Origin of the sequence: Nostoc sp., from assembly GCF_036917455.1 — a bacterium.
Taxonomy (GTDB): Bacteria; Cyanobacteriota; Cyanobacteriia; order Cyanobacteriales; family Nostocaceae; genus Nostoc.
Genome location: NZ_JBALDK010000141.1, coordinates 118,232 through 138,185 on the forward strand (window position 1 = coordinate 118,232; position 19,954 = coordinate 138,185).

A 19,954-nucleotide genomic window follows, 5' to 3' on the forward strand; every position below is an offset into this window, starting at 1 on the left:
TTATTGTAAATATTTTAACTCTATAAAGTTTGCGAGTAAATTCGGTGATTGGCTTGACATAGCTAGTGGCAGTAGTAAAATCTACTTTAAGTAACGCAAAAATTACTTAAAAATCAGATGGCAATTAAGTTATTCAATAGTCACAAATGTTACAATAGCTGAATCCTAATATTCAGTATCTCCCGGAGAGCGCTATTCCGGGTTAGGATAGATGACTAGCGATGCCTTGATTAGATATCGATATTGAATTGTTGAAATTTTATGGGCAATAGTCCACCAGATGGCAGTATCAACCTCCTCTGAGCTGGCGAGGCAGTCTCCCAGCGCGGGGGAGACTTAGGAGATATATCTCATGCTCACACAAGATATTCGTGATTTGCTGACTGATACTACCGATTTGAACCAGTTGAAATGGGATTTAAATCGCTTGCAACCTGTGGATGTAGGAGATTACATTACACAATTACCTGAGAAAGAACGCGCGATCGCATTCCGTTTACTCAACAAAGCTCAGGCAATTGATGTATTTGAATATCTGCCCACAGAGGTGCAGGAAGAACTAATTAATTCACTTCATGATGTTCAGGTAGTGCAACTTGTAGAAGCCATGAGTCCCGACGAACGGGCAGAATTGTTTGATGAACTACCTGCTGGGGTAATAAAACGGCTATTGCAAGAACTCAGTCCAGAGCAAAGGCAAGCAACAGCAACGATTCTCGGCTATCCAGAGGGTACTGCTGGGCGGGTGATGACAACCGAATATGTTCGCTTGCGACAAGGTTTGACTGTAGGTGAAGCCCTAAGTAAAATCCGCCGTCAGGATGAAGATAAAGAGTCGATTTACTACGCATACGTCACCGATGATAATCGGACGTTGGTAAGAGTAGTTTCACTGCGCCAGTTGCTGTTTACCTTTCCCGATGTTTTCATCAAGGATATTTCTAGCGATCGCGTCATCAAAGTTAGAACCGAAACCCCTCAAGAAGAAGTGGCGCGAATCATGCAGCGCTACGACTTAATCGCTATCCCCGTAGTTGATCGCGAAGACCGATTGGTTGGCATCGTCACCATTGATGATGTCATGGATATTTTGGAAGAGGAAGCCACAGAAGATATCCAAAAACTCGCGGGTGTGAGTGGTGATGAAGCAGTTTTATCCTCTCCTCTACTCACCATTCGCAACCGCTTACCTTGGCTGTTGGGCATTATGGCATTGTATATTGGTGCAGCCAGTGCGATCGCACCTTTTCAATCTGTAATTGCCGCAGTGCCAGTTTTAGCAGTAATCATGCCAATTTTTTCTAATACTGGTGGTACTGTCGGTATTCAATCATTAACGGTAACAATTCGCGGGTTGGGAGTAGGCGAGGTAACACCCAAAGATACCTTGAAAATTCTCCGCAAAGAACTTTTAGCAGGTTTAGGTACAGCCTTAGCTTTAGCCACAACCATGATCCTGCTTTCCTTAATTTGGGCGAGACCCCAAGAGCGATGGGTGGCTTTAATTGCCGGCATGGTCATGGCAACTAATACAATTGTGGCTGTTACACTCGGCACGTTACTGCCAATGGGTTTGGAACGGCTGAAACTTGACCCTGCTTTGGTTAGTGGCCCGTTAGTGACTACAATGCTAGATACAATTGGGTTTTTAACGTTCCTCAGCCTAATTTCTCTAGCTTTAAATGTTTTCCATTTACCAACTTGAAAGGATTGGGCATTGGGCATTGGGCATAGGGCATGGGGCATAGGGCATTGATTATTTCTCCCTCATCTCCCCAAATCCTCAATCCCCAGTCCCCAGTCCCCAGTCCCCAGCCCCCAAATATGCCTACTACTACCTGGAATCGTCATCACATTCTTTCTTTAGCTGACTTCACTACCACTGAATACGATACAGTTTTGCAAACTGCGGCCTCTTTTCAAGAGGTGCTATCGCGGCGGACAAAGAAAGTGCCAACTTTGCAGGGACAGGTGGTAGCGAATTTATTTTTTGAATCTTCTACCCGGACTCGCAGCAGTTTTGAACTGGCGGCGAAACGCTTAAGTGCGGATACGCTAAACTTTGCCGCCGCCACATCTTCCATGACAAAGGGAGAGACAATTCTCGACACAGCGAAGACCTATTTGGCAATGGGAACTGATATTATGGTAGTCCGCCATCGAGAGGCAGGAGTACCAAATGCGATCGCAGCTGAAATGGATCGTTTAGGTGTACGAGTAAGTGTCCTCAATGCTGGTGATGGTCAACACGAGCATCCTTCCCAAGCACTGCTAGATTTATTTACCATAAGTACTCTAATTGACCCCGCTAGTCCCCGACTGGAACTTTTAAAGGGAAAAAAGATTGCCATTGTTGGAGATATTCTCCATTCTCGCGTGGCGCGATCGAATATTTGGAGTTTAGTTGCTAGTGGTGCCGAAGTGCATCTGGCAGCACCACCAACCCTCTTACCCAAACTATTTGCCGAATATATCTGTGAAGAGTTAGGAGTCAAAAGTAATTCGCCCACTCCCCAACTTTTTCTGCATTGGCAGCTAGAACCAGCTTTACAAGATGCCGACTTTGTGATGACTCTACGCCTACAAAAGGAACGGATGACGGCTCATTTGCTGCCAAGTTTGCGAGAATATCATCAGTTATTTGGCATTACACGCACAAAGTTGCAACTTTGTAAACCTAATGTCAAAGTTCTACATCCAGGCCCAGTTAATCGGGGTGTTGAAATTAGTTCTGAATTGATGGATGACCCAGAATTTAGTCTAATTCAATCGCAAGTTACTAGCGGTATCGCCGTTCGGATGGCTCTGCTGTACTTATTAGGCAGTGGCAAGGCTTAATAAACTGAAAAACATTTAAGTTGCATAATCAAATTCAATCAAACTCTTGTGGAGTAGGCATCTTGCCCGCCCAGTCTGTGCAAATTCAATGCAAAACAGTTTAACAAGATAGAACTCAAATTAATCCCATTGGACTAACTTACACAAGAATACCTAATCACATAGAAAATATGTATTCCTCCGATCGCATGAGGACATAGTTCTCAAAATTTGAGACAGTAGAATCATAGAAGTCAAAAATTTAATGACTTTTAGAAGTGTCGGAGGTAAATATGAAAGCAATCTTTTTGACGGCAGCAGCCTTACTCAGCACGCTATCTTTAGCTGCTCCCCTTTCCGTCAAAGCAGAAAACTCCGCCCCTGTTCGGCGCTTGCTGGAAACTAGAGCATGTTCTGGATGTAATCTAACAGGAGCAAACCTAAAAGGCGCTCACCTCATAGGTGTTGACTTAAGAAATGCAAATTTAAAGGGAGCTAATCTCGAAGGTGCTAATTTAGAAGGTGCTGATTTAACGGGCGCAAACTTAAAGTCTGCTAATCTCACAAAAGCATTTGTCAGCGATACTATCTTAAATAACGCTAATCTCACCAACGTTAATTTGAGTAATTCGCGTTTATATAACAGTGACGTAAATGGCGCAATTTTGGCTAATATTGATTTAAGCGGCGCTGATGTATTTAATACTGCCATTAGCATTGGTGGGGAATACTAATGGTGAGTCATGATTTGAAAGTGATGAGTTAAGAGTTAGATTCAACTCCTAACTCTGCACTTTTTAAGCTTTATTCACCAGTAATTGAGAGTTCATTAACCCAGATTTTCGGGCAAACTCCCCCTGGCGTTAACTCAGCTTCTTTTTCTACATAAATAATTGACTTTAAGAGTTCCAAGAAATCGCCAGCTACTGTTGCTGACTCAATACTCGTCTTCACACCCTTATTAACTAGCCAACCATCAAACGGCAGAGAAAAGGAACCTTGCAAGGATTTAACTCCAGCATGGAGAGCTTGTAAATCATCGATAAAAATCACATTTTCCGCAGTTTCTAAACTCAATTCTTCTTCAGGAGTTGCTGTTGTAAAAACGTGATAAAAATTCGGACTAACGCTAACTTTTGCACCAATACTAGCATTACCTGTGGGCTGGGAATTCAACCTTTTGGCAGTACCTGCACTATGAAGAAAGCTTTTTAAAACACCATTTTCAATCAACGAAATTTGACGAGTCGGAGTTCCTTCACCATCAAAAGTTTCTGCCCCTACATTAGCTGGGTGCAGTGCATCGTCATAAACTGAAAGCAGAGGAGAAGCAATTTCCTTACCTAAATCATCAGGAGTTGATAAGCTTTGATTATCCAAAATACTTTGGGCGTTGAATAAATTAGAAAAAGCACCCAACAAACTTAAGAAAGCTTCGGCTGAGAAAACAACTCGATATTTACCAGTCTTAATTTTTTCATAGTTCAAGTGGCTAATAGTTTTATCGGCGGTTTCTTTAATGCAACCATTGATGTCTAGATTATCTAAACTTTGGTTGATTCTATAAGCACCTGCACTGCGAGGTTTTTTTCCTTCTTCTTCAGTTTTGCTGTAAAGATAAACTGATGTTAAGGAGTGGGATTCAGTTCTCACCGCACCGTCGCTATTTAGATAAAACCTGTCAACATCTCTTTGCGATAAACCATTATAAGGCACACCTTTAATTGCTGGATGGGCTGCCAGTAATTCTTTTTCCGCTACCAATAATTTTTCTATGAGTTCAGCAACAGGTGCTTGGTCTGTTTTATCCTGATGTTTATTCGGAATAGGAACAGTAGCTTCAGGACTAAAATCAGGAACATTTTCTTTAACACCAAAAAAACTGGCTTCGTAAGCAGTTTTCAAAGCTAATTCCAGTCCCTTGGGGTCTACATCTGTGGTGCTGGTAACACCCATTGTATTTTCTTCATTCCAGACACGAACAGTAACACCAGAGCGATTTGAAGCTTTGACTTGTTTTGGCTCACCTTGGTCTACTTGCACGCTAGTATCATCTACCGTTGAGCCATAAATGTCGAATTTCTTAATGCCAAGCTTATCAGCATTATCCTTGGCAGAATTTGCAATTTCATTGATATTTGGCATAGTAAATTTTTGATTGTGGATGTTATTGCTTGTATTTCTCTCGGAGAATTATGACTGAAGCAACAGTCAGGCAATTTGTTCTTTGGGATTTTAGATTGAATCCACTAGATAATCAGAGAACTTGAGTATTTTGGATTTTGAATATTAGAATCCAAAATCCAAAATCTAAAACTCTTATCGTCCACCGACGGTAATAGAATCAACCTTGATATGAGGTTGTCCAACTGTGGTGTAAATACTTCCACTCACAGAGCCACAAAAACCTGGCGCAATTTCCAAATCTTGGGAACACATAGAAATTTTGTTCATAATTTCCTTCGCTTCCCCAATCAAAATTGCTCCCTTTAACGGTTTAGTGATTTTGCCATTTTCGATTAAATAAGCTTCATCAACACTAAAGTTAAATTGACCTGTAGCACCAACACTACCGCCACCCATCTTTTTACAGTAAATACCTTTATCAACAGAGGCAAATAATTCATCAGTGCTATATTCGCCAGAATCAATATAAGTATTACGCATCCGGCTAGCAGCAGCAAAGGTATAATTTTGGCGGCGACCACTTCCAGTTCTGGGGTGTCCTGTGCGTGCAGAACCTGTTCTATCGGCTAAGAAGTTTTTGAGAATGCCTTTTTCAATTAATAGAGTTCTTTGAGCAGGCATACCTTCGTCATCCATATCAATTGTCCCGAAAGCGTTTTCAGAGCGCCCTTCATCCCAGGCGGTTAAACTTTCGTGGGCAATTTTTTCGCCTTTTTTGTCAGCAAAGGGAGTGGTATTGCGTTCGATTTGAGTTGTTTCTAGTAAGTGTCCGCAAGCTTCGTGGAAGATTACACCGCCAAAGTGATTGGCCATAATAATCGGGTAAGTACCAGATTCGACGTAATCGGCGTAGAGCATTTTTCCAGCCGATTCTGCGATTTTTTCGGCGGCTTGTTGAGAATCCCAAGTTCTCAAGAAATTGGCATCGCTAGTATTACCCGCGCGATCGCCAATTGAGGTACGATTAGCACCATCAGCACACAATAGGTTGAATCCTACTGACTGGGTGAGGCGAATATCACGGGCAAAAGTCCCATCACTGGCGGCGATTAAAACTTCTTGCCAATCCCGGAAATAGCTAGCACGGCGCGATTGGACGTGGCTAGCTTTTTGCTTCAGATTGGCAGTCCCATCCAGAAGAACTTCTCCCATTTCGCGGATGGAGCTACACACTGGTAGCCATGCATCTTTACCTCTTTTGGTGGCGTAATCTCTCAGTAATTCCAGGTTAATTTCTGGAATGAAAGCTTTAGCAGTAGGTAATTGCAATCCCAGGATAGAAAGACCTTTTTCTAAAGCTGCTTTTAAACCAGAAAATGAAAGGTCATTAGTACTGACGTAGCAATCGGCTTTGCCGCGAAATACTCTGACTCCTGCACCTGTAGACAGACTTGGTGAAATACTAGTGATGGAGTCTTCTTCTGCAAGACAACTAATATAGTTGCGACGCTCTAAAAATAATTCGATAAAATCAGCACCTGCGGCGCGTCCTAATCCCAGGAGAGTAGCCAGGGGGGCTTCCCAGGTTTCATCGAAACGCTCTGGTGTGGAGGAATATTGTAAAGTGGGAAGTTGATTCGAGAGAAGTAGCGTACTTGTAAGCATGGGTAGCCTCGTCTGCTGGCGTAGTTCAGAGATTTGACTGAAAAATCCTGGTGTGTTCAGTCTAACAAATCAGTGAAAGCTACAGCTGGTAGAACAGCAGTGTGGATTTCCCTAACCCCAATACGGTTCGGTTAAGATCCCCACCCCCTTAAAAAGGGGGTAAAAGATGGTTATAAGCCCCCCTTTTTAAAGGGGGTTGGGGGGATCTTCGAGGAATAAACGCCTTAACCGAACCGTATTGTCCCTAACCCTCCTTTAAAAGGCTTGTCAATAAAAAAGCCCGCAAAGGCGGGCTGAGATTTTGAAAGTTCGCACTCTTGAGGATGTCAGGGTAAAATGAGATGCACTTATATGTATTTAATTAGTACTCTTTTCAACGAAGAGAGTCACGAGCTAGGAGATGCTCTATCTATCGACTAACTCCTACTAAATATGTAATTTTTGGCTACAAATACTTAATTTAATCCAGACTATAACCTCTGGTTTATTTACGATTTGCCATTTTGAGTGGAATTCTTGCGATTCCTGGCTCATTTAAAGTCTGACCTAAATTGGCAGTTTGTCCTGTGGATGTAAGATTCTTAAACAGGAGCTTCAATGTTCGAGTAATAGTTTTCAGAATTTTCATTTTGCTAGCAGTTGGCTTTTGGTCGTATCTCAAAACCATTGGAATTTCTGCAATTTTTGGTCTGAGGGGTTTGGCTTTTAGCAGTAAATCTATCATGCAAGCAAATCCACTTTCAGTGAATAGATTGTCGCCATAATACATATCCAGTTTACTAACAAAATTACGGTTATATAACCTGTAACCACAAGTATAGTCTCTGACACCTGGTACACGGGCGGCAATTCTGAACAGCCAGCTTGCTCCATAACTCATTATCTCTCTAAATTTTGATAAACCTATGACTTTAGAGCCTTTGCGGTATCTAGATGCGATCGCAATATCATAGCTACCAGCTATCATTGTTTCATACATCTTGATTAAGAGTTCTGGTGGTTGAGTGTTGTCGCAATCCATTGCGGCTAAAAAATCGCCTTCTTTAGAAATTTCTAAGAAAGTTGTGAAACCTGTTTTAATTGCTTCACCTAAACCAGCATTCTTGGGATGTTGGACTAATTTAAGTACTACCCCCAGTGATTCAGCTTCGTCTGAAGCAGTTTCAGCAGTTGCATCACTACTACCATCATCAACAAGAATCAGTTTTATCTCCATATTAGAGATTTGCTGTAATGTCTGAAACCTTTTGAACAAGGGGCGGATTGATTCTTGCTCGTTGTATGCGGGTAAAAGAACAAAAAGACTCATAAAGACCTCGGATGATTTTTAAAATAAAATACAATTACTCAAATCTCAAGAATTCAGTAATGTTGATTTCTTAAGGAATTCATCGACTTGTCGCACAACTGCATTGTTGTTGACACTATCATTGACCAACTGTGAGGTATTCACGACGAAAAAATCATCGTTTTCGGTACTCACTTTTGGAACAAGGCTTGAATAATCTAAAACTTGTAGTGGCTGCACTTTAATAGCTCGATTTATATGTACTGCTACAATGTCATCTGATTTGAGTTCTGGGAACATCAAACGTATACCCTGGAAAAATACTTGGCGCAATTCATCATCTGGCTGTTTCAGCAACGGGTCAGTGGAAAGGATGTATTTTGGTAGGAATGTCATGTGATATCCTGCTGTCTCCTGCAAAGAAACTAAGTTACTCATACCGATGACTCCGGTAAAAGGAATATTTCTATCGGCAATATTTACTACGTAATAAGGAATTAAAGCTTTGCGAGTAATCAGCACCATGCAAATTACGCCCAGGTATTCTACTGTTTCACCAGTGTCTGAAACTTTTACCAGTTCATTAGCAGCTACTTGCTGCAAAATATTAACTGGGCCAGTAAAGATGACCTTATCAAAATGTTCCTTTTTACCCTGAGATTCCACCCACATTCCACCCCTTGGATGAGGCGCGATGTATTCTACTGCAACCCCTTTGTGGATATAGCCTCCAGCCGCGGAAATTAATTTTTCTATATGGTCAAAAACAGTTTTATAGCCACCGGAAACATAACCAAGTTGTTCTTTATTTAATGAAGAATCGCGCGCTGAAAATAGTCGTTTGATATAAGCCCAAATAAAAACTGCTGATATCCGTTTATAGTTCTCTCCTAATTTGGATAGAAGCAACGGTTTCCAAAGCTTTTCGTATGTACTTTTACCACCGAGTTTTAATAGCCAATCTTCCACCAAAATCTTCTCTAAGCGCCTCCAGTCATTCAGGCGTGAACCATATAGAAGAGTAAAAGCTAATCTGATTTTACCTATAAGTCCAAACAGAGGAAAACGCAAAAATTCTATAGTGTTACTGATAGAATAGAATCTTTGATTGTCGTAGAACCCTGTTAAACTTCGATGCCAACGTAGCTTATCTCCAAGACCAATATCTCTAATAAAATTTATTAAATGAGTATCAGAAGGGAGGATAACGTGATAAAAACGATCCCAAGTAAATAACCCATAATCATGATAGGTGGTAAGTCCACCAAGCTGCTTATTACTATCGAATACGGTTACTCTATGTCCTTGATTTGCAAGACGTTGGGCTAATACTAGTCCAGTTATACCTCCGCCAACGATACCTATATTCATAAATTTAAATTTATATTTTTAGCGATGTTTTCGGAATTTATCTTCAGGGGTTTTTAATATTAATAATCTCAACCATTACTTTTTAGCTATTAGTTTACAACCAGAATTACACCAGTAATGATTATGGAAATTCCTAACCACTGGCTAAACATAACCTGCTCTTTCAGAAGATAGTGAGAAGCAATCGGTACAAGTGCATACATTAATCCTAGAACTGGAAATGCCTGACTCAGAGGAATTGTCCGCAATACATAAAGCCACAATATAGTCATAAATGTATAGCAGATAAACCAAATCAAAAAATAACGAGACAATAAGAGATTTAGGATAGACGCACTTCCTCCTTGAGTAGGGCTAGAAATGTGCAGTCCATATTTTAGTGATACGTTAGCTGTTGTTCCGAATAAAACTACAACCATTAAAAGTAGCCAAGTAATAATGTTCATTTGTAAATATTTTTTGTCAGATTTACTTTTGGTTTTTATATAGATTTTTTAACCGGAATAACGACTAAAAGAACACCCATAAAAATAGTGATTACTCCTGCTATTCGAGTTAGTGTAATTACCTCATTAAAAAAATAGTATGAGCCAAACAGTATACCGACATAATTTAAGCTAGTCAGTGGATAAGCAACACTCAATTTTACAGAACGTAGAGCCAATATCCAATTTACTACTCCCAAGCAATAAACACTAACAGCTAATACTAATTTTTGAATAAATTCCCAAGTAAATAGTCCTTCTTCTGCATGACTCATAGTATTTTTCATCAGCAGTTGCCCAGAAATACTAAATAAAATACTGACAAACAAGATAAAATAAGGAATTATTTTAAAATTTGAAATTTGCGACATAGATTTCATAGTACATTTGCCTTAATCGAGATAGTAGGTATAAACCTGACAGTAAACATCTCGTTATTTTGAACGCTTCTGATTTCGGCTACACCTTCTGTATGATTCGACTTTCACTTCAGTAAATAGACAATAAAACTAGGAAGGCTATGTTGACGTGACTAATATCAAAATGACCATCGAAGCTAATGTCTAAAAGTTAGCAACTAAATACTATGCAGCTTCTAGGAGGGTTGCTGGATTATGTCCAATTCCAATATGAGCGAGAATTATAGAAATCTTCCACACAGTTATGCTTCAAAACTACTTTTAGTGCGATCGCAACATTTATGTCATAGTGAATGCAGACATGGTGCAGGTTCGACATTTCATCACAAAATCGCTCTAGACAAGTTCTAGCCGTCCGCGACATCCGATCTTGAAATTGGATTAGACGCGCATGTTCAACAGATGGAGCTAAACTAATAAAAGTGGATTGCCATAATTTTTGATTAATCCATTCATTAATTTTCATCAGTTGCATCCTGCTGTAGAAATCTTATTAAAGACACGATTGAACTTTTCAAGAAATTAACTTAACTAGATTGATAAATGTTCTCCATTTTCTCCAGAAAAGTTTAATTAACTTATTGACATACCATAGAATTCCTATAGGTTCACATCCATATCTGTAATATCGGCTGGTAACTGAGCCGATTAATAAAAATTTTTACTCAAGTTGAGTGTATATAAATACTCTTTTTAGACATGGGAACAAAACGATTAACAAAAGTCTGCTTGGCTGCGAAAATCATAGATAGATGAATCTAGTCTATGGTAGCTAGCTTTACAGGGTTCTGAGGAATTTTAGTAAATGTCCAAATGGAGTATTTGAGACTAATAGCTAATGTCAACTAACGTTTGGCAATCAACTCGCTGTTTACGTTGGTTTAAGCAGATTTGAAATGTCTTTCCATTATTGTAATATTAGTGTTGCTGAATTGTTCTTAACTATATGTAATTTTAACTAGAGTTTTACCTCAAAATTTACTGATACATACAATCACTTACTAGAATACCACGAGAATAGCGTGTTGCATATTTATCGCTATACTTCATCAAAAATTCATTTACTGAAAATATACTTAAACAAAAACTTCACAAATCAAAAGCTTTCTGTATGTGAATTTTTATTTTCAAGAATTTGTAGATTTATGAAGCCCTTTCTGGCTAATAAACTCATAGAAGTAGGTATTTGGTATCAGGCTCTAGAAGTGGCAAGCTAAGAGTTTGACAATGCAGAATTTAAACTCGAATAATAGTGCAGGCATAAGTAAAGAGTAGCATCATGCTACACTAATACATCTAAGCTCGCAAAAAAACATATATGGGACTCATATTTAATTTTTTAAAAAACTTAGTATAATTCAAAGAGCCTTCTTTCCAGTTGCCTATTGCCTGTCTACGATGCTTCGCGCACCACGTAAATAATATTTAGAAATTAAAGCGGGTTGCTATGTATAGTAACTAAGAGTCTGAATCGTTTTATATTTATCTACAAAAACCTTCAAATTCAGACATCTCAGACAAAACTTCGTTGAGAGTTCATTCCGACACCAAGTAAGTCAGAATAATTTATTTTATCTCACGATTGATTATAAATATACTTTTAAAACTTGGTATTGCCTTTATAGATGGAAAAGCTTAACAGTCTTTCAGCATCGAGTTTGTGAACTGGGATAGGACATCGAGCTTACCATAATTAGTAAATATTATATTCAAAAAATGAGTCTCAAGTACTTAAAATCTTACTCATACAGAACAATTTGCTAAATCAAAGATTCCAATCTCTGTCTTTAAGCACATTAATGGGCTAGCTATGTGAGAATTTCTAGCATGTTAAAATTAACAAAAAACTAGTTGGTGATGGTTGAAATTATTTAATTTCTTTAGGTTGTTTATCCTGTAGTTTCAGTTTATTTGGACTGATTCTCCTGCAAAAGTCTATTGGTCATAATAAAGACCATGATTAACAATCCAAACTGAATCTGCCAAGGTGCTAACACTAAACTTAATATCAAGCTAATGGCTGCAAATACACCTGAAAGATATGCAATTTCATCATTACTCTTTTTAAAGAAGTAGCCAGTGGCTAAAGCAGTACACAGTGGTATCAAGAAAAACAAAGGCATATTACTAACCTCTGAGCTAAAAGTTGTTTTGCTTGTAAACAAATCGAAGTTGTTTTTGGAGTTGTGGTCAATTCTACATCCAATAAGGTTTTAGCCACAACAGTCTATCGAAATAAATATTATAGAAAATCAAGATTACGCAAGGTTGGATATTACACTAATTGGAATAATTCTTCCTATAGATGAAGCACACAAAAGCTTGGTGAATAAATCCTTTTCGCTGGCGGTGCGTCTAGCTAACTTTAAGAGGAGGTGAAGAGAGGCTAGATGCAGCTCGGTTTAAGTGTAAAATTAGACAATCTATTGTGGTGATGCAAGTCCCTATTACTCTCCCAATTGATTACAGAAATGTAAAATTTTATACTAGCACTACTTGTCTATGTAGATTGATAGAGTTGAAAAACTGCGTAGGTTGGTTTTGTCTATTTCGCAAATTACACTTTTGTGAGAAATCATTCGGTAAATTAGCTTAAAACTTTGGTCTTGCGCCAAGATAAGGATCTAGCGTATTACCTTTAGAAGTAGCATTTTCATTTTTTCATTTTAGACACCTAATGCTGAATATTCCTCAACTACTGGCAACTGAAATAAACCTCAAACCCCATCAGGTGCAAAACGCGCTGGAACTTTTGGCGGAGGGTGCAACAATTCCCTTTATTGCACGTTACCGTAAAGAGCGCACCGATGAGATGAATGAAGTGCAACTACGCGAACTGTCCGATCGATATACTTATTTAACAGAACTGGAAGAACGCAAATCGGTGATTTTAAGTGCGATCGCCCAACAAGGTAAACTCACAGATGAACTGAAAGCTAAAATCTCATCCTGCTTACAAAAAACCGAACTTGAGGATTTATACTTACCCTATCGCCCAAAACGACGTACCCGCGCCACTATCGCTAGAGAAAAAGGACTCGAACCACTGGCGGAGTTTATCAAGTCACTAAATCTCAAAAATGCTGTAACAGCTTCACTGGATGAAGAAGCGGCTAAGTATATTTCTGAAACCAAGGGAGTCAAAACCGCAGAAGAAGCCCTTAAAGGTGCTGCTGATATTTTAGCCGAAGAAATTGCTGAAAAAGCTGAATTACGGGCATATATCCGCGATTATCTTCTAGATGAAGGGGTATTTGTTTCCCGCATCAAAGATGATTATCCCGAAGGGACAACCAAATTTGAGATGTACCGTAACTATCAAATTAGGGTAAAAAATATTGCACCTCACAATATGCTGGCGTTATGTCGGGGTGAAACCGAAAAAATATTAAGCTTTGAAATCGCTTTCGATGAAGATACGGTACTTTACTATCTGGAGTCGAAAGAAATTAAAACCAAAGTTTGGTCAATTCGAGATTTTTATCAGGCGATGCTGAAGGATGCATTCAATCGTTTGATGAAAGTATCTCTAATGGGAGAGGTAATTTCTGATAAAAAAGTTTATGCAGATATAGAATCAATCAAGACATTTGAAACTAATCTGCGAGAATTGCTGCTATCTGCACCAGCCGGAATGAAACCAACCTTGGCGATAGACCCTGGATTTAGAACTGGGTGCAAAGTTGCAGTCCTCGACCAAACGGGGAAATTTTTGGAATACCAAGCGGTTTTCCCCCACCAAGCTGCTGAACAACGTATGAAAGCTGCACAAACTGTCAAAAATCTGATTGAGAAATATAAGATTGAGTTAATCGCCATTGGTAACGGTACAGCCTCCCGCGAGACAGAGGAGTTTGTGACGCAAGTATTGCAAACAATAGAACGCAAACCGGTTAAAGTGATGGTGAATGAATCTGGTGCATCTATATATTCTGCAAGTAGTGTAGCCCTAGAAGAGTTTCCCGATTTAGATATTACCGTGCGCGGTGCCATTAGCATTGGTCGCCGTTTGCAAGACCCTTTGGCGGAACTGGTGAAAATCGATCCCAAATCCATTGGTGTGGGACAATATCAGCACGATGTCGATCAGAAGTTGTTGAAAAAGAAATTAGATGACACTGTAGAAAGCTGCGTTAACTACGTCGGCGTAGACTTGAATACTGCATCTAAAGAACTTCTGACTTCCGTCTCTGGGATTACGGCAACTGTTGCCAATAACATTGTCGCTCATCGTAATCAGAATGGAGCCTTTAAAAATCGCCGCCAACTTTTGAAAGTTCCAAAGTTGGGGCCAAAAGCTTTTGAACAAGCTGCGGGTTTTCTGCGGATTCGTGGCGGTGACAACCCATTAGATAGTACAGCAGTTCATCCAGAGAGTTATTCTGTAGTAGAAGCGATCGCATCCGATCTAAATGTGCCATTAAATCAGGTGACAGAAATCGCCGAAAAACTCAAAAAGACCAACCTGAAAAAATATATTACCGATAGCGTCGGCGAACCTACACTCCGCGACATCCTCAGCGAACTAGAAAAACCAGGTAGAGATCCCCGTGCTGAGTTTAAGTATGCCACCTTCAGAGAAGGAATTAAAGAAATTAGGGACTTAAAGGTGGGAATGGAACTAGAGGGAATCGTGACGAATGTCGCTAACTTCGGTGCGTTTGTCGATATCGGCGTACATCAAGATGGCTTAGTGCATATATCCCAACTTGCCGATAGATTTATAGACGATCCCAACAAAGTTGTCAAAGTCGGACAAGTAGTTAAAGTGAAGGTGTTAGAAATCGACGAGAAACTCAAGCGGATTAGTTTGTCGATGAAAGCAGTTAAACAATAATTTTAAGCAGCAGATGGCAGTTTATCAAGTTCGATTCATCAATCCTACACTTGGGTTAGATCGCACCATTCAAGTACCAGACGATCAATATATTTTGGATATAGCGGAAGATGCTGGTATCCGTCTACCATCTGGGTGCAAACAAGGCGAATGTTCTGCCTGTGTCGCTAAACTCATTAGTGGTGAAGTTAATCAAAGCGAGCAAAAATTTCTGCGTCCAAGTGAAATACAGGCTGGTTATGTTATTACTTGTGTAACTTACCCTTTGTCTAATTGCACTTTAGAAACCCATCAAGAACCAGTCTTATATAAGTCAGCCCTTTACTATAAGCCTGAGTCTAGAAAATCTGATTAAATTAATCTTAAATTCGTGGGTGCGTTAAACAGATGACACACCTCAAAAACACAAAACATTTCATCACAGTAATTGCAAGTTTTGTAATTAATTGGTTAAACAGAATAGGGGCGTATAGCTATGCGTCTTTACTTTGTATTGCATCCATCTAAGAACTATTATAGTTTTCTCAATGATAGACCTAATGGTAGAAGCAAATTCTACCTTGCTAGAGAGGTGAAAGTCTGGCACATAGTTAAAGATCAGATCAGAAGTTACAAACAAAACATCTTTAGTGATTAGGTCAAAAAAATGTTGACACCATTATTAACCGCTCTAGCTACAGCTTTGAGCCTATTAATTGTTGATGTAGTTGTTCCAGGCGTTAATATTGCCAATTTCCCGGCAGCTTTGATTGCTGCTTTCGTAATTGGTCTAATTAACGGTTCAGTTAAACCAGTTCTGTCTGGTCTCTCGCTACCACTTAACTTTTTATCATTTGGAACATTTTCGCTCGTTGTCAACGGTTTATGTTTTTGGTTAGCAGCAGTACTAGTTCCTGGTTTCTCAGTCAGTGGGATTATTGGTTTCCTTCTGGGGCCAGTGATTCTAACTTTTGCTAATACTTTCATTAACAACTACTTTGTTGAAAGAAGCCTTTTAACCGGCGGTAGTGATGTCAAAAGCCAAAATGAATTACCTTCTAGATAAATATTACAGGGAGTAGAAGTAGTAATTTCATCACTTCTCTACTCTAAAAAAAATATCCGAAGGTGGATTTCCTCATTCGGCATCTTCAAAAGAATGTAACTAAACAAAATTACAAAGTTGTAAAATCATGAAACTAGTTCGTTTTGCTCTAGGTTTGTTAGTGCCTCCTTTAGGCGTTTTCCTGACAGTAGGAGTTGGCCCAACATTATTAATTAACATCTTGCTGACAGTTTTAGGTTGGCTACCCGGTAGTATTCATGCAATTTGGGTCATTGCCAAGCATGAAGAACAACTTAATCCAGAGGGACGTACTTACTAATACGCAAGATTCATTTTAGGAAACCTAAAAAATGGTGGGTTACAGCTAAAGCTGTAACCCACCATTTTACTTTCTAGCAAAACTAGAAGTTTACTAGTTTTTTATGAAGAGAAGATGCGCCAAATTATATGAGGAATGTAGACGCAAAGCAGCTACAGGCTACCGCAAAGGGCGCATTCGCATAGCGTCTCGTAGAGAAGAACACAAAGAAAGAAAATTTGGTGTGGTCTGACAAAGGAATGGTTTTACATCAATTGTCTTTGAGGCTGCGCTTGAAACCTTGTGGGATGAGATTCTGTCCAGCATATTAAACTGGGCACTCATATTTTACACTCCACAAGAGTTTTATTGAATTTGATTATGCAATTTAGATGTTTTTCAGGTTTCATACTAAAAGGTGCGTTAGCCTTTGGCATAACACACCCTACGAAAAATATATGTGTCAGGCTTTTTGTGAAGAAGCAGTCTAGTCTATTTATGAATAGTTTCCCGTTCTTTCTCAGCAGGTTGCTTATCCTTATCTTTGAATAAATCAGCTGCTGTTAAAAGCAATTCTCGCAATGTTTGTTTGATTTGACGCTCTTTTCTTGCGAGAGATGTACCAGCTTCTCCTAGTTTATCTTCTAGCTGCGATCGCTTCTCTCCTACCTGTACAACTACGGCCTCAGCTTGGGGACGGGCTTTATCATACCAGTGTTTAGCCTCATCTAGATAATCTTGAACCTCCAGAGAACGTCCGCCATAGCGTGCAGCTAAGTTAGCTCGGACAATCGCTAGCTGCGCTTGCAGTTGTGCGTAACGTTTCTTTAACAATGCTGCTTCTTCACTATCTTTAATAGTATTGACAGCAGAATCAATAGCAGTTTTAGTACTAGCAGGTTTTTCCTTACCCGTCTCTTCAATCTCTGCCAAGATTACATCAACCTCTTGCTGGAGTTCTTCTTCCTCACCATCCAGTTGAGCCTGTAGCCGCTTGATATCTGTCTGAGTTTTAGCAATGGCTTCGTGTCTTTGACTATTAATTCCTTCCAGCGCTCCTTCAATAGAAGCTGTCACTTCATCTTTGAGTTCGCTACCTTTTTCTTGGAAGTTTTCAATTACAGCAGAAACTGCATCTCTAACAAGGCTACGAAGTTCGCTAGAACCTTGTTTAAACTCAGAACCTACTTGAGAAACTGCCGATTTAACAATTTCTCTAATTCTATCGGTTCTTAATTGTCCAGTTTCTTTCGCTTGTTGCAAGTCTGCTTGAATTTGTTGTTTGATATTGTTAGGCATTTTCAACTCTTGGAATTTAACTAATTGGGATAAAAGTTTCTAGACATGTTCATACACCCATATTATGACGCAGCCTGATTGAGCTAGGCACTTCCTTTAGATAGAAAATTCTAACCCTACAGCAGTGATGTGTAGGATGTTGACCATTTGTGAGATGATGAATATTTAGTGGTAGTAATTAGGAGTGAAATATGTGGCAAGTAAATATTACTTGTTCGGGCGATGCCTGGAAGGTTTATGGTACTGAATTTAAAGCGATCGCAGAGAAGTATCAAGGGGAATTAATCGGTTCAAAAAAAATGCCAGATGGTACACGCATCATGTCCTACAAAATTGAGGATATTAGCGATGCAGAATCATTTCAAGAAGATTGTGCCAATTTTACTGGATTTACAACTGACTTTGAATCTCTATAGTTATTGTCCAAATCAGGAGAAGTTAATTGAAAAACATACTCACATTAGTATTAGTAACATTTTTATTATTGATAAGTACTTTTACTTTACCTGCTAGTGCGGCAGATACAGTTAACGGCGAACAAATATTTAGTGTTCATTGTGCTGGTTGTCATATTAACGGTAGCAACATAGTCAGGCGTGGAAAAAATCTCAAAAAGCAAGCCCTAAAAAAGTATGGGATGGATTCAATAGAGGCAATTACATCCATAGTTACCAATGGTAAAAATAATATGTCAGCCTACAAAGAGCGTCTCACTGAACAGCAAATTCAAGACGTTACTGCTTATGTTCTCGAACAAGCTGAAAAAGGCTGGCGTTAGAAAGTTAAGAGTTGGGAGTTAGAAGTTAGGAATTAGGAATTATCAGTTATGATTTATCTATTAGTAATTCTTAAGTCTTCCCATTCCTAACTTTTCACTCATAAATTGAAAATGAACTCACCCGCCGCCAGCCGTCTTCAATTCACTCCTGATTTAAATATTTCCCGCATATTAAATGGGATGTGGCAAGTCTCCGGCGCACACGGACAGATCAATCCTCAAGCCGCCATTGAGGCTATGTTCAAATATTTAGATGCAGGCTTTATCACTTGGGATTTAGCAGATCATTATGGTCCTGCAGAAGACTTTATTGGTGAGTTTCGCTGTCAACTAATTGATACTCGTGGGAAAGATGCTTTATCTCAGGTGCAAGCTTTTACAAAATGGGTACCTCGTCCAGGTAAAATCACAAAAAAACTGGTTGAAGAAAATATTGATATTTCCCTGAGAAGGATGAATGTGCAATCGTTAGATTTAATGCAATTCCATTGGTGGGAATATCAGGATAAAAATTACCTAGATGCCCTCAAATATATGGCAGAACTTCAAACTGAGGGTAAAATTAAGCATCTAGGTTTAACAAATTTTGACACAGAAAACCTGAAGATTATTACCGAAGCAGGTATCAAAATTGTTTCTAACCAAGTGCAATTTTCCCTGGTGGATCGCCGTCCCGAAGTTAATATGGTGGAGTTTTGTCAGCAGCATGACATAAAACTTTTTACTTACGGTACACTGTGCGGCGGTTTGTTATCAGAAAACTATTTGGGCAAACCAGAACCACGAGGATTTGATCTCTCCACTGCTAGTTTGAAAAAATATAAAAATACGATCGATGCTTGGGGTGGTTGGCAATTATTTCAAGAGTTGCTAGCTATCTTAAAGGAAATTGCTAATAAGCATAAAGTAAGCATTTCCAACATAGCAGTACGTTACATTTTAGATCAGCCAACGGTGGGCGGTGTGATAGTTGGTGCCAGACTTGGTCTATCTGAACATATAGAAGATAACGCCAAAGCATTTAGTTTTAGTTTAGATGCTGACGATCGCGATCGCATTAGTGCCGTATCTCGCCAATCACGAGATTTGTATCAGCTAATCGGCGATTGTGGCGACGAATATCGGCGATAATTATCAACGAAGGCAGAAGGCAGGGGGAAAACTGTTCTCTGCCTCCTGCCTCCTTCAACATCAAAAGGGAATTCTACACCTGTGCTTTAAGCAAGGCGGGGGAGGAAGACATGGAGGAAATGAACAATCTTAACCCGCATTTCTCACAAGCTTGAGGGGAAGGATGGGCAGAGGGGCAGAGGGGCAGGGGAGGCAGGGGAAGAAAAAACTAATACTCGCATTTCTCACAAGCTTGAGGCGAAGGAGGGGCAGAGGGGAAAGAACTTGGTATTTGAACTCTCCTCTGCTCCCCTGCTCCCCTGCTCCCCTGCTCCCCTGCTCCCCTGCTCCCCTGCTCCCCTGCTCCCCTGCTCAAGCGCAGGCTTAATCGACATGTGGTGAGAAATCCGGGTTA

At 39.6% G+C, this 19,954-nt stretch carries 19 protein-coding genes; 10 read left to right on the top strand and 9 right to left on the bottom strand.

Translation table 11 applies throughout. The features are described 5' to 3' along the window. Positions 1-352 precede the first annotated feature (352 nt). The 3 genes from mgtE (at position 353) to V7K42_RS14935 (ending at position 3,551) form a co-directional block, all read left to right on the top strand. Positions 353-1,705, top strand: coding sequence for a magnesium transporter (gene mgtE / locus V7K42_RS14925; RefSeq protein ID WP_334917326.1), 1,353 nt, complete (start codon positions 353-355; stop codon positions 1,703-1,705). A 119-nt stretch (positions 1,706-1,824) separates the two neighbouring features. Continuing rightward, positions 1,825-2,838 (top strand): aspartate carbamoyltransferase catalytic subunit, encoded by a 1,014-nt coding sequence (locus tag V7K42_RS14930; RefSeq protein ID WP_334917366.1) that lies wholly within the window; start codon positions 1,825-1,827, stop codon positions 2,836-2,838. Between the two features lie 272 nt (positions 2,839-3,110). Further along, a complete protein-coding gene (locus tag V7K42_RS14935; protein WP_094328783.1) occupies positions 3,111-3,551 on the top strand; it encodes a pentapeptide repeat-containing protein in 441 nt (146 codons plus the stop codon). Between the two features lie 70 nt (positions 3,552-3,621). On the opposite strand, the gene V7K42_RS14940 is transcribed toward V7K42_RS14935, so the two are convergent. From V7K42_RS14940 to V7K42_RS14975, 8 genes are all read right to left on the bottom strand, one after another. Then, positions 3,622-4,962, bottom strand: a complete 1,341-nt coding sequence (locus tag V7K42_RS14940) for a TldD/PmbA family protein (RefSeq protein ID WP_334917328.1) — start codon at positions 4,960-4,962, stop codon at positions 3,622-3,624. Between the two features lie 174 nt (positions 4,963-5,136). Next, the gene (locus V7K42_RS14945; RefSeq protein WP_334917330.1) at positions 5,137-6,609 is read right to left on the bottom strand and encodes a TldD/PmbA family protein; all 1,473 of its coding nucleotides are present in this window, start codon (positions 6,607-6,609) and stop codon (positions 5,137-5,139) included. Positions 6,610-7,093: 484 nt separating this feature from the next. Then, on the bottom strand, positions 7,094-7,918 hold the full coding sequence (locus tag V7K42_RS14950; RefSeq protein ID WP_334917332.1) for a glycosyltransferase family 2 protein: 825 nt from the start codon (positions 7,916-7,918) through the stop codon (positions 7,094-7,096). A gap of 45 nt (positions 7,919-7,963) precedes the next feature. Further along, a complete protein-coding gene (locus V7K42_RS14955; protein WP_334917334.1) occupies positions 7,964-9,268 on the bottom strand; it encodes an NAD(P)/FAD-dependent oxidoreductase in 1,305 nt (434 codons plus the stop codon). A gap of 89 nt (positions 9,269-9,357) precedes the next feature. Further along, on the bottom strand, positions 9,358-9,714 hold the full coding sequence (locus V7K42_RS14960; RefSeq protein ID WP_334917336.1) for an EamA family transporter: 357 nt from the start codon (positions 9,712-9,714) through the stop codon (positions 9,358-9,360). Between the two features lie 35 nt (positions 9,715-9,749). Continuing rightward, positions 9,750-10,133, bottom strand: coding sequence for an EamA family transporter (locus V7K42_RS14965; protein WP_334917338.1), 384 nt, complete (start codon positions 10,131-10,133; stop codon positions 9,750-9,752). A gap of 232 nt (positions 10,134-10,365) precedes the next feature. Beyond that, positions 10,366-10,638 (bottom strand): hypothetical protein, encoded by a 273-nt coding sequence (locus tag V7K42_RS14970; RefSeq protein WP_334917340.1) that lies wholly within the window; start codon positions 10,636-10,638, stop codon positions 10,366-10,368. Positions 10,639-12,079: 1,441 nt separating this feature from the next. Continuing rightward, positions 12,080-12,295 (bottom strand): hypothetical protein, encoded by a 216-nt coding sequence (locus V7K42_RS14975; RefSeq protein ID WP_334917342.1) that lies wholly within the window; start codon positions 12,293-12,295, stop codon positions 12,080-12,082. A 554-nt stretch (positions 12,296-12,849) separates the two neighbouring features. Between V7K42_RS14975 and V7K42_RS14980 the strand changes: the two genes are divergently transcribed. The 4 genes from V7K42_RS14980 (at position 12,850) to V7K42_RS14995 (ending at position 16,373) form a co-directional block, all read left to right on the top strand. Then, the gene (locus tag V7K42_RS14980; protein WP_334917343.1) at positions 12,850-15,009 is read left to right on the top strand and encodes a Tex family protein; all 2,160 of its coding nucleotides are present in this window, start codon (positions 12,850-12,852) and stop codon (positions 15,007-15,009) included. A 13-nt stretch (positions 15,010-15,022) separates the two neighbouring features. Further along, a complete protein-coding gene (locus V7K42_RS14985) occupies positions 15,023-15,364 on the top strand; it encodes a 2Fe-2S iron-sulfur cluster-binding protein (protein WP_334917345.1) in 342 nt (113 codons plus the stop codon). Between the two features lie 291 nt (positions 15,365-15,655). Beyond that, positions 15,656-16,054 (top strand): phage holin family protein, encoded by a 399-nt coding sequence (locus V7K42_RS14990; RefSeq protein WP_334917347.1) that lies wholly within the window; start codon positions 15,656-15,658, stop codon positions 16,052-16,054. 127 nt (positions 16,055-16,181) lie between these two features. Then, entirely contained in the window at positions 16,182-16,373 is a 192-nt protein-coding gene (locus tag V7K42_RS14995) for a YqaE/Pmp3 family membrane protein (protein ID WP_094341403.1), read from the top strand. 471 nt (positions 16,374-16,844) lie between these two features. On the opposite strand, the gene V7K42_RS15000 is transcribed toward V7K42_RS14995, so the two are convergent. Beyond that, entirely contained in the window at positions 16,845-17,651 is an 807-nt protein-coding gene (locus tag V7K42_RS15000; protein ID WP_334917349.1) for a histidine kinase, read from the bottom strand. A 191-nt stretch (positions 17,652-17,842) separates the two neighbouring features. Here V7K42_RS15000 and V7K42_RS15005 point away from each other — a divergent pair, with 191 nt between their 5' ends. From V7K42_RS15005 to V7K42_RS15015, 3 genes are all read left to right on the top strand, one after another. Further along, on the top strand, positions 17,843-18,067 hold the full coding sequence (locus V7K42_RS15005) for a hypothetical protein (RefSeq protein WP_334917351.1): 225 nt from the start codon (positions 17,843-17,845) through the stop codon (positions 18,065-18,067). 26 nt (positions 18,068-18,093) lie between these two features. Then, positions 18,094-18,429 (top strand): cytochrome c6 PetJ, encoded by a 336-nt coding sequence (gene petJ, locus V7K42_RS15010; protein ID WP_334917353.1) that lies wholly within the window; start codon positions 18,094-18,096, stop codon positions 18,427-18,429. Positions 18,430-18,540: 111 nt separating this feature from the next. Continuing rightward, complete coding sequence (locus V7K42_RS15015) at positions 18,541-19,560, top strand: aldo/keto reductase (protein WP_334917355.1); 1,020 nt, start codon at positions 18,541-18,543, stop codon at positions 19,558-19,560. The last annotated feature ends 394 nt before the right edge of the window (positions 19,561-19,954 follow it).

Coding starts and splice junctions, on each gene's coding strand:
- mgtE (WP_334917326.1), top strand. CDS start 353: ATGCTCACACAAGATATTCGTGATTTGCTGACTGATACTACCGATTTG.
- V7K42_RS14930 (WP_334917366.1), top strand. CDS start 1,825: ATGCCTACTACTACCTGGAATCGTCATCACATTCTTTCTTTAGCTGAC.
- V7K42_RS14935 (WP_094328783.1), top strand. CDS start 3,111: ATGAAAGCAATCTTTTTGACGGCAGCAGCCTTACTCAGCACGCTATCT.
- V7K42_RS14940 (WP_334917328.1), bottom strand. CDS start 4,962: ATGCCAAATATCAATGAAATTGCAAATTCTGCCAAGGATAATGCTGAT.
- V7K42_RS14945 (WP_334917330.1), bottom strand. CDS start 6,609: ATGCTTACAAGTACGCTACTTCTCTCGAATCAACTTCCCACTTTACAA.
- V7K42_RS14950 (WP_334917332.1), bottom strand. CDS start 7,918: ATGAGTCTTTTTGTTCTTTTACCCGCATACAACGAGCAAGAATCAATC.
- V7K42_RS14955 (WP_334917334.1), bottom strand. CDS start 9,268: ATGAATATAGGTATCGTTGGCGGAGGTATAACTGGACTAGTATTAGCC.
- V7K42_RS14960 (WP_334917336.1), bottom strand. CDS start 9,714: ATGAACATTATTACTTGGCTACTTTTAATGGTTGTAGTTTTATTCGGA.
- V7K42_RS14965 (WP_334917338.1), bottom strand. CDS start 10,133: ATGAAATCTATGTCGCAAATTTCAAATTTTAAAATAATTCCTTATTTT.
- V7K42_RS14970 (WP_334917340.1), bottom strand. CDS start 10,638: ATGAAAATTAATGAATGGATTAATCAAAAATTATGGCAATCCACTTTT.
- V7K42_RS14975 (WP_334917342.1), bottom strand. CDS start 12,295: ATGCCTTTGTTTTTCTTGATACCACTGTGTACTGCTTTAGCCACTGGC.
- V7K42_RS14980 (WP_334917343.1), top strand. CDS start 12,850: ATGCTGAATATTCCTCAACTACTGGCAACTGAAATAAACCTCAAACCC.
- V7K42_RS14985 (WP_334917345.1), top strand. CDS start 15,023: ATGGCAGTTTATCAAGTTCGATTCATCAATCCTACACTTGGGTTAGAT.
- V7K42_RS14990 (WP_334917347.1), top strand. CDS start 15,656: ATGTTGACACCATTATTAACCGCTCTAGCTACAGCTTTGAGCCTATTA.
- V7K42_RS14995 (WP_094341403.1), top strand. CDS start 16,182: ATGAAACTAGTTCGTTTTGCTCTAGGTTTGTTAGTGCCTCCTTTAGGC.
- V7K42_RS15000 (WP_334917349.1), bottom strand. CDS start 17,651: ATGCCTAACAATATCAAACAACAAATTCAAGCAGACTTGCAACAAGCG.
- V7K42_RS15005 (WP_334917351.1), top strand. CDS start 17,843: ATGTGGCAAGTAAATATTACTTGTTCGGGCGATGCCTGGAAGGTTTAT.
- V7K42_RS15015 (WP_334917355.1), top strand. CDS start 18,541: ATGAACTCACCCGCCGCCAGCCGTCTTCAATTCACTCCTGATTTAAAT.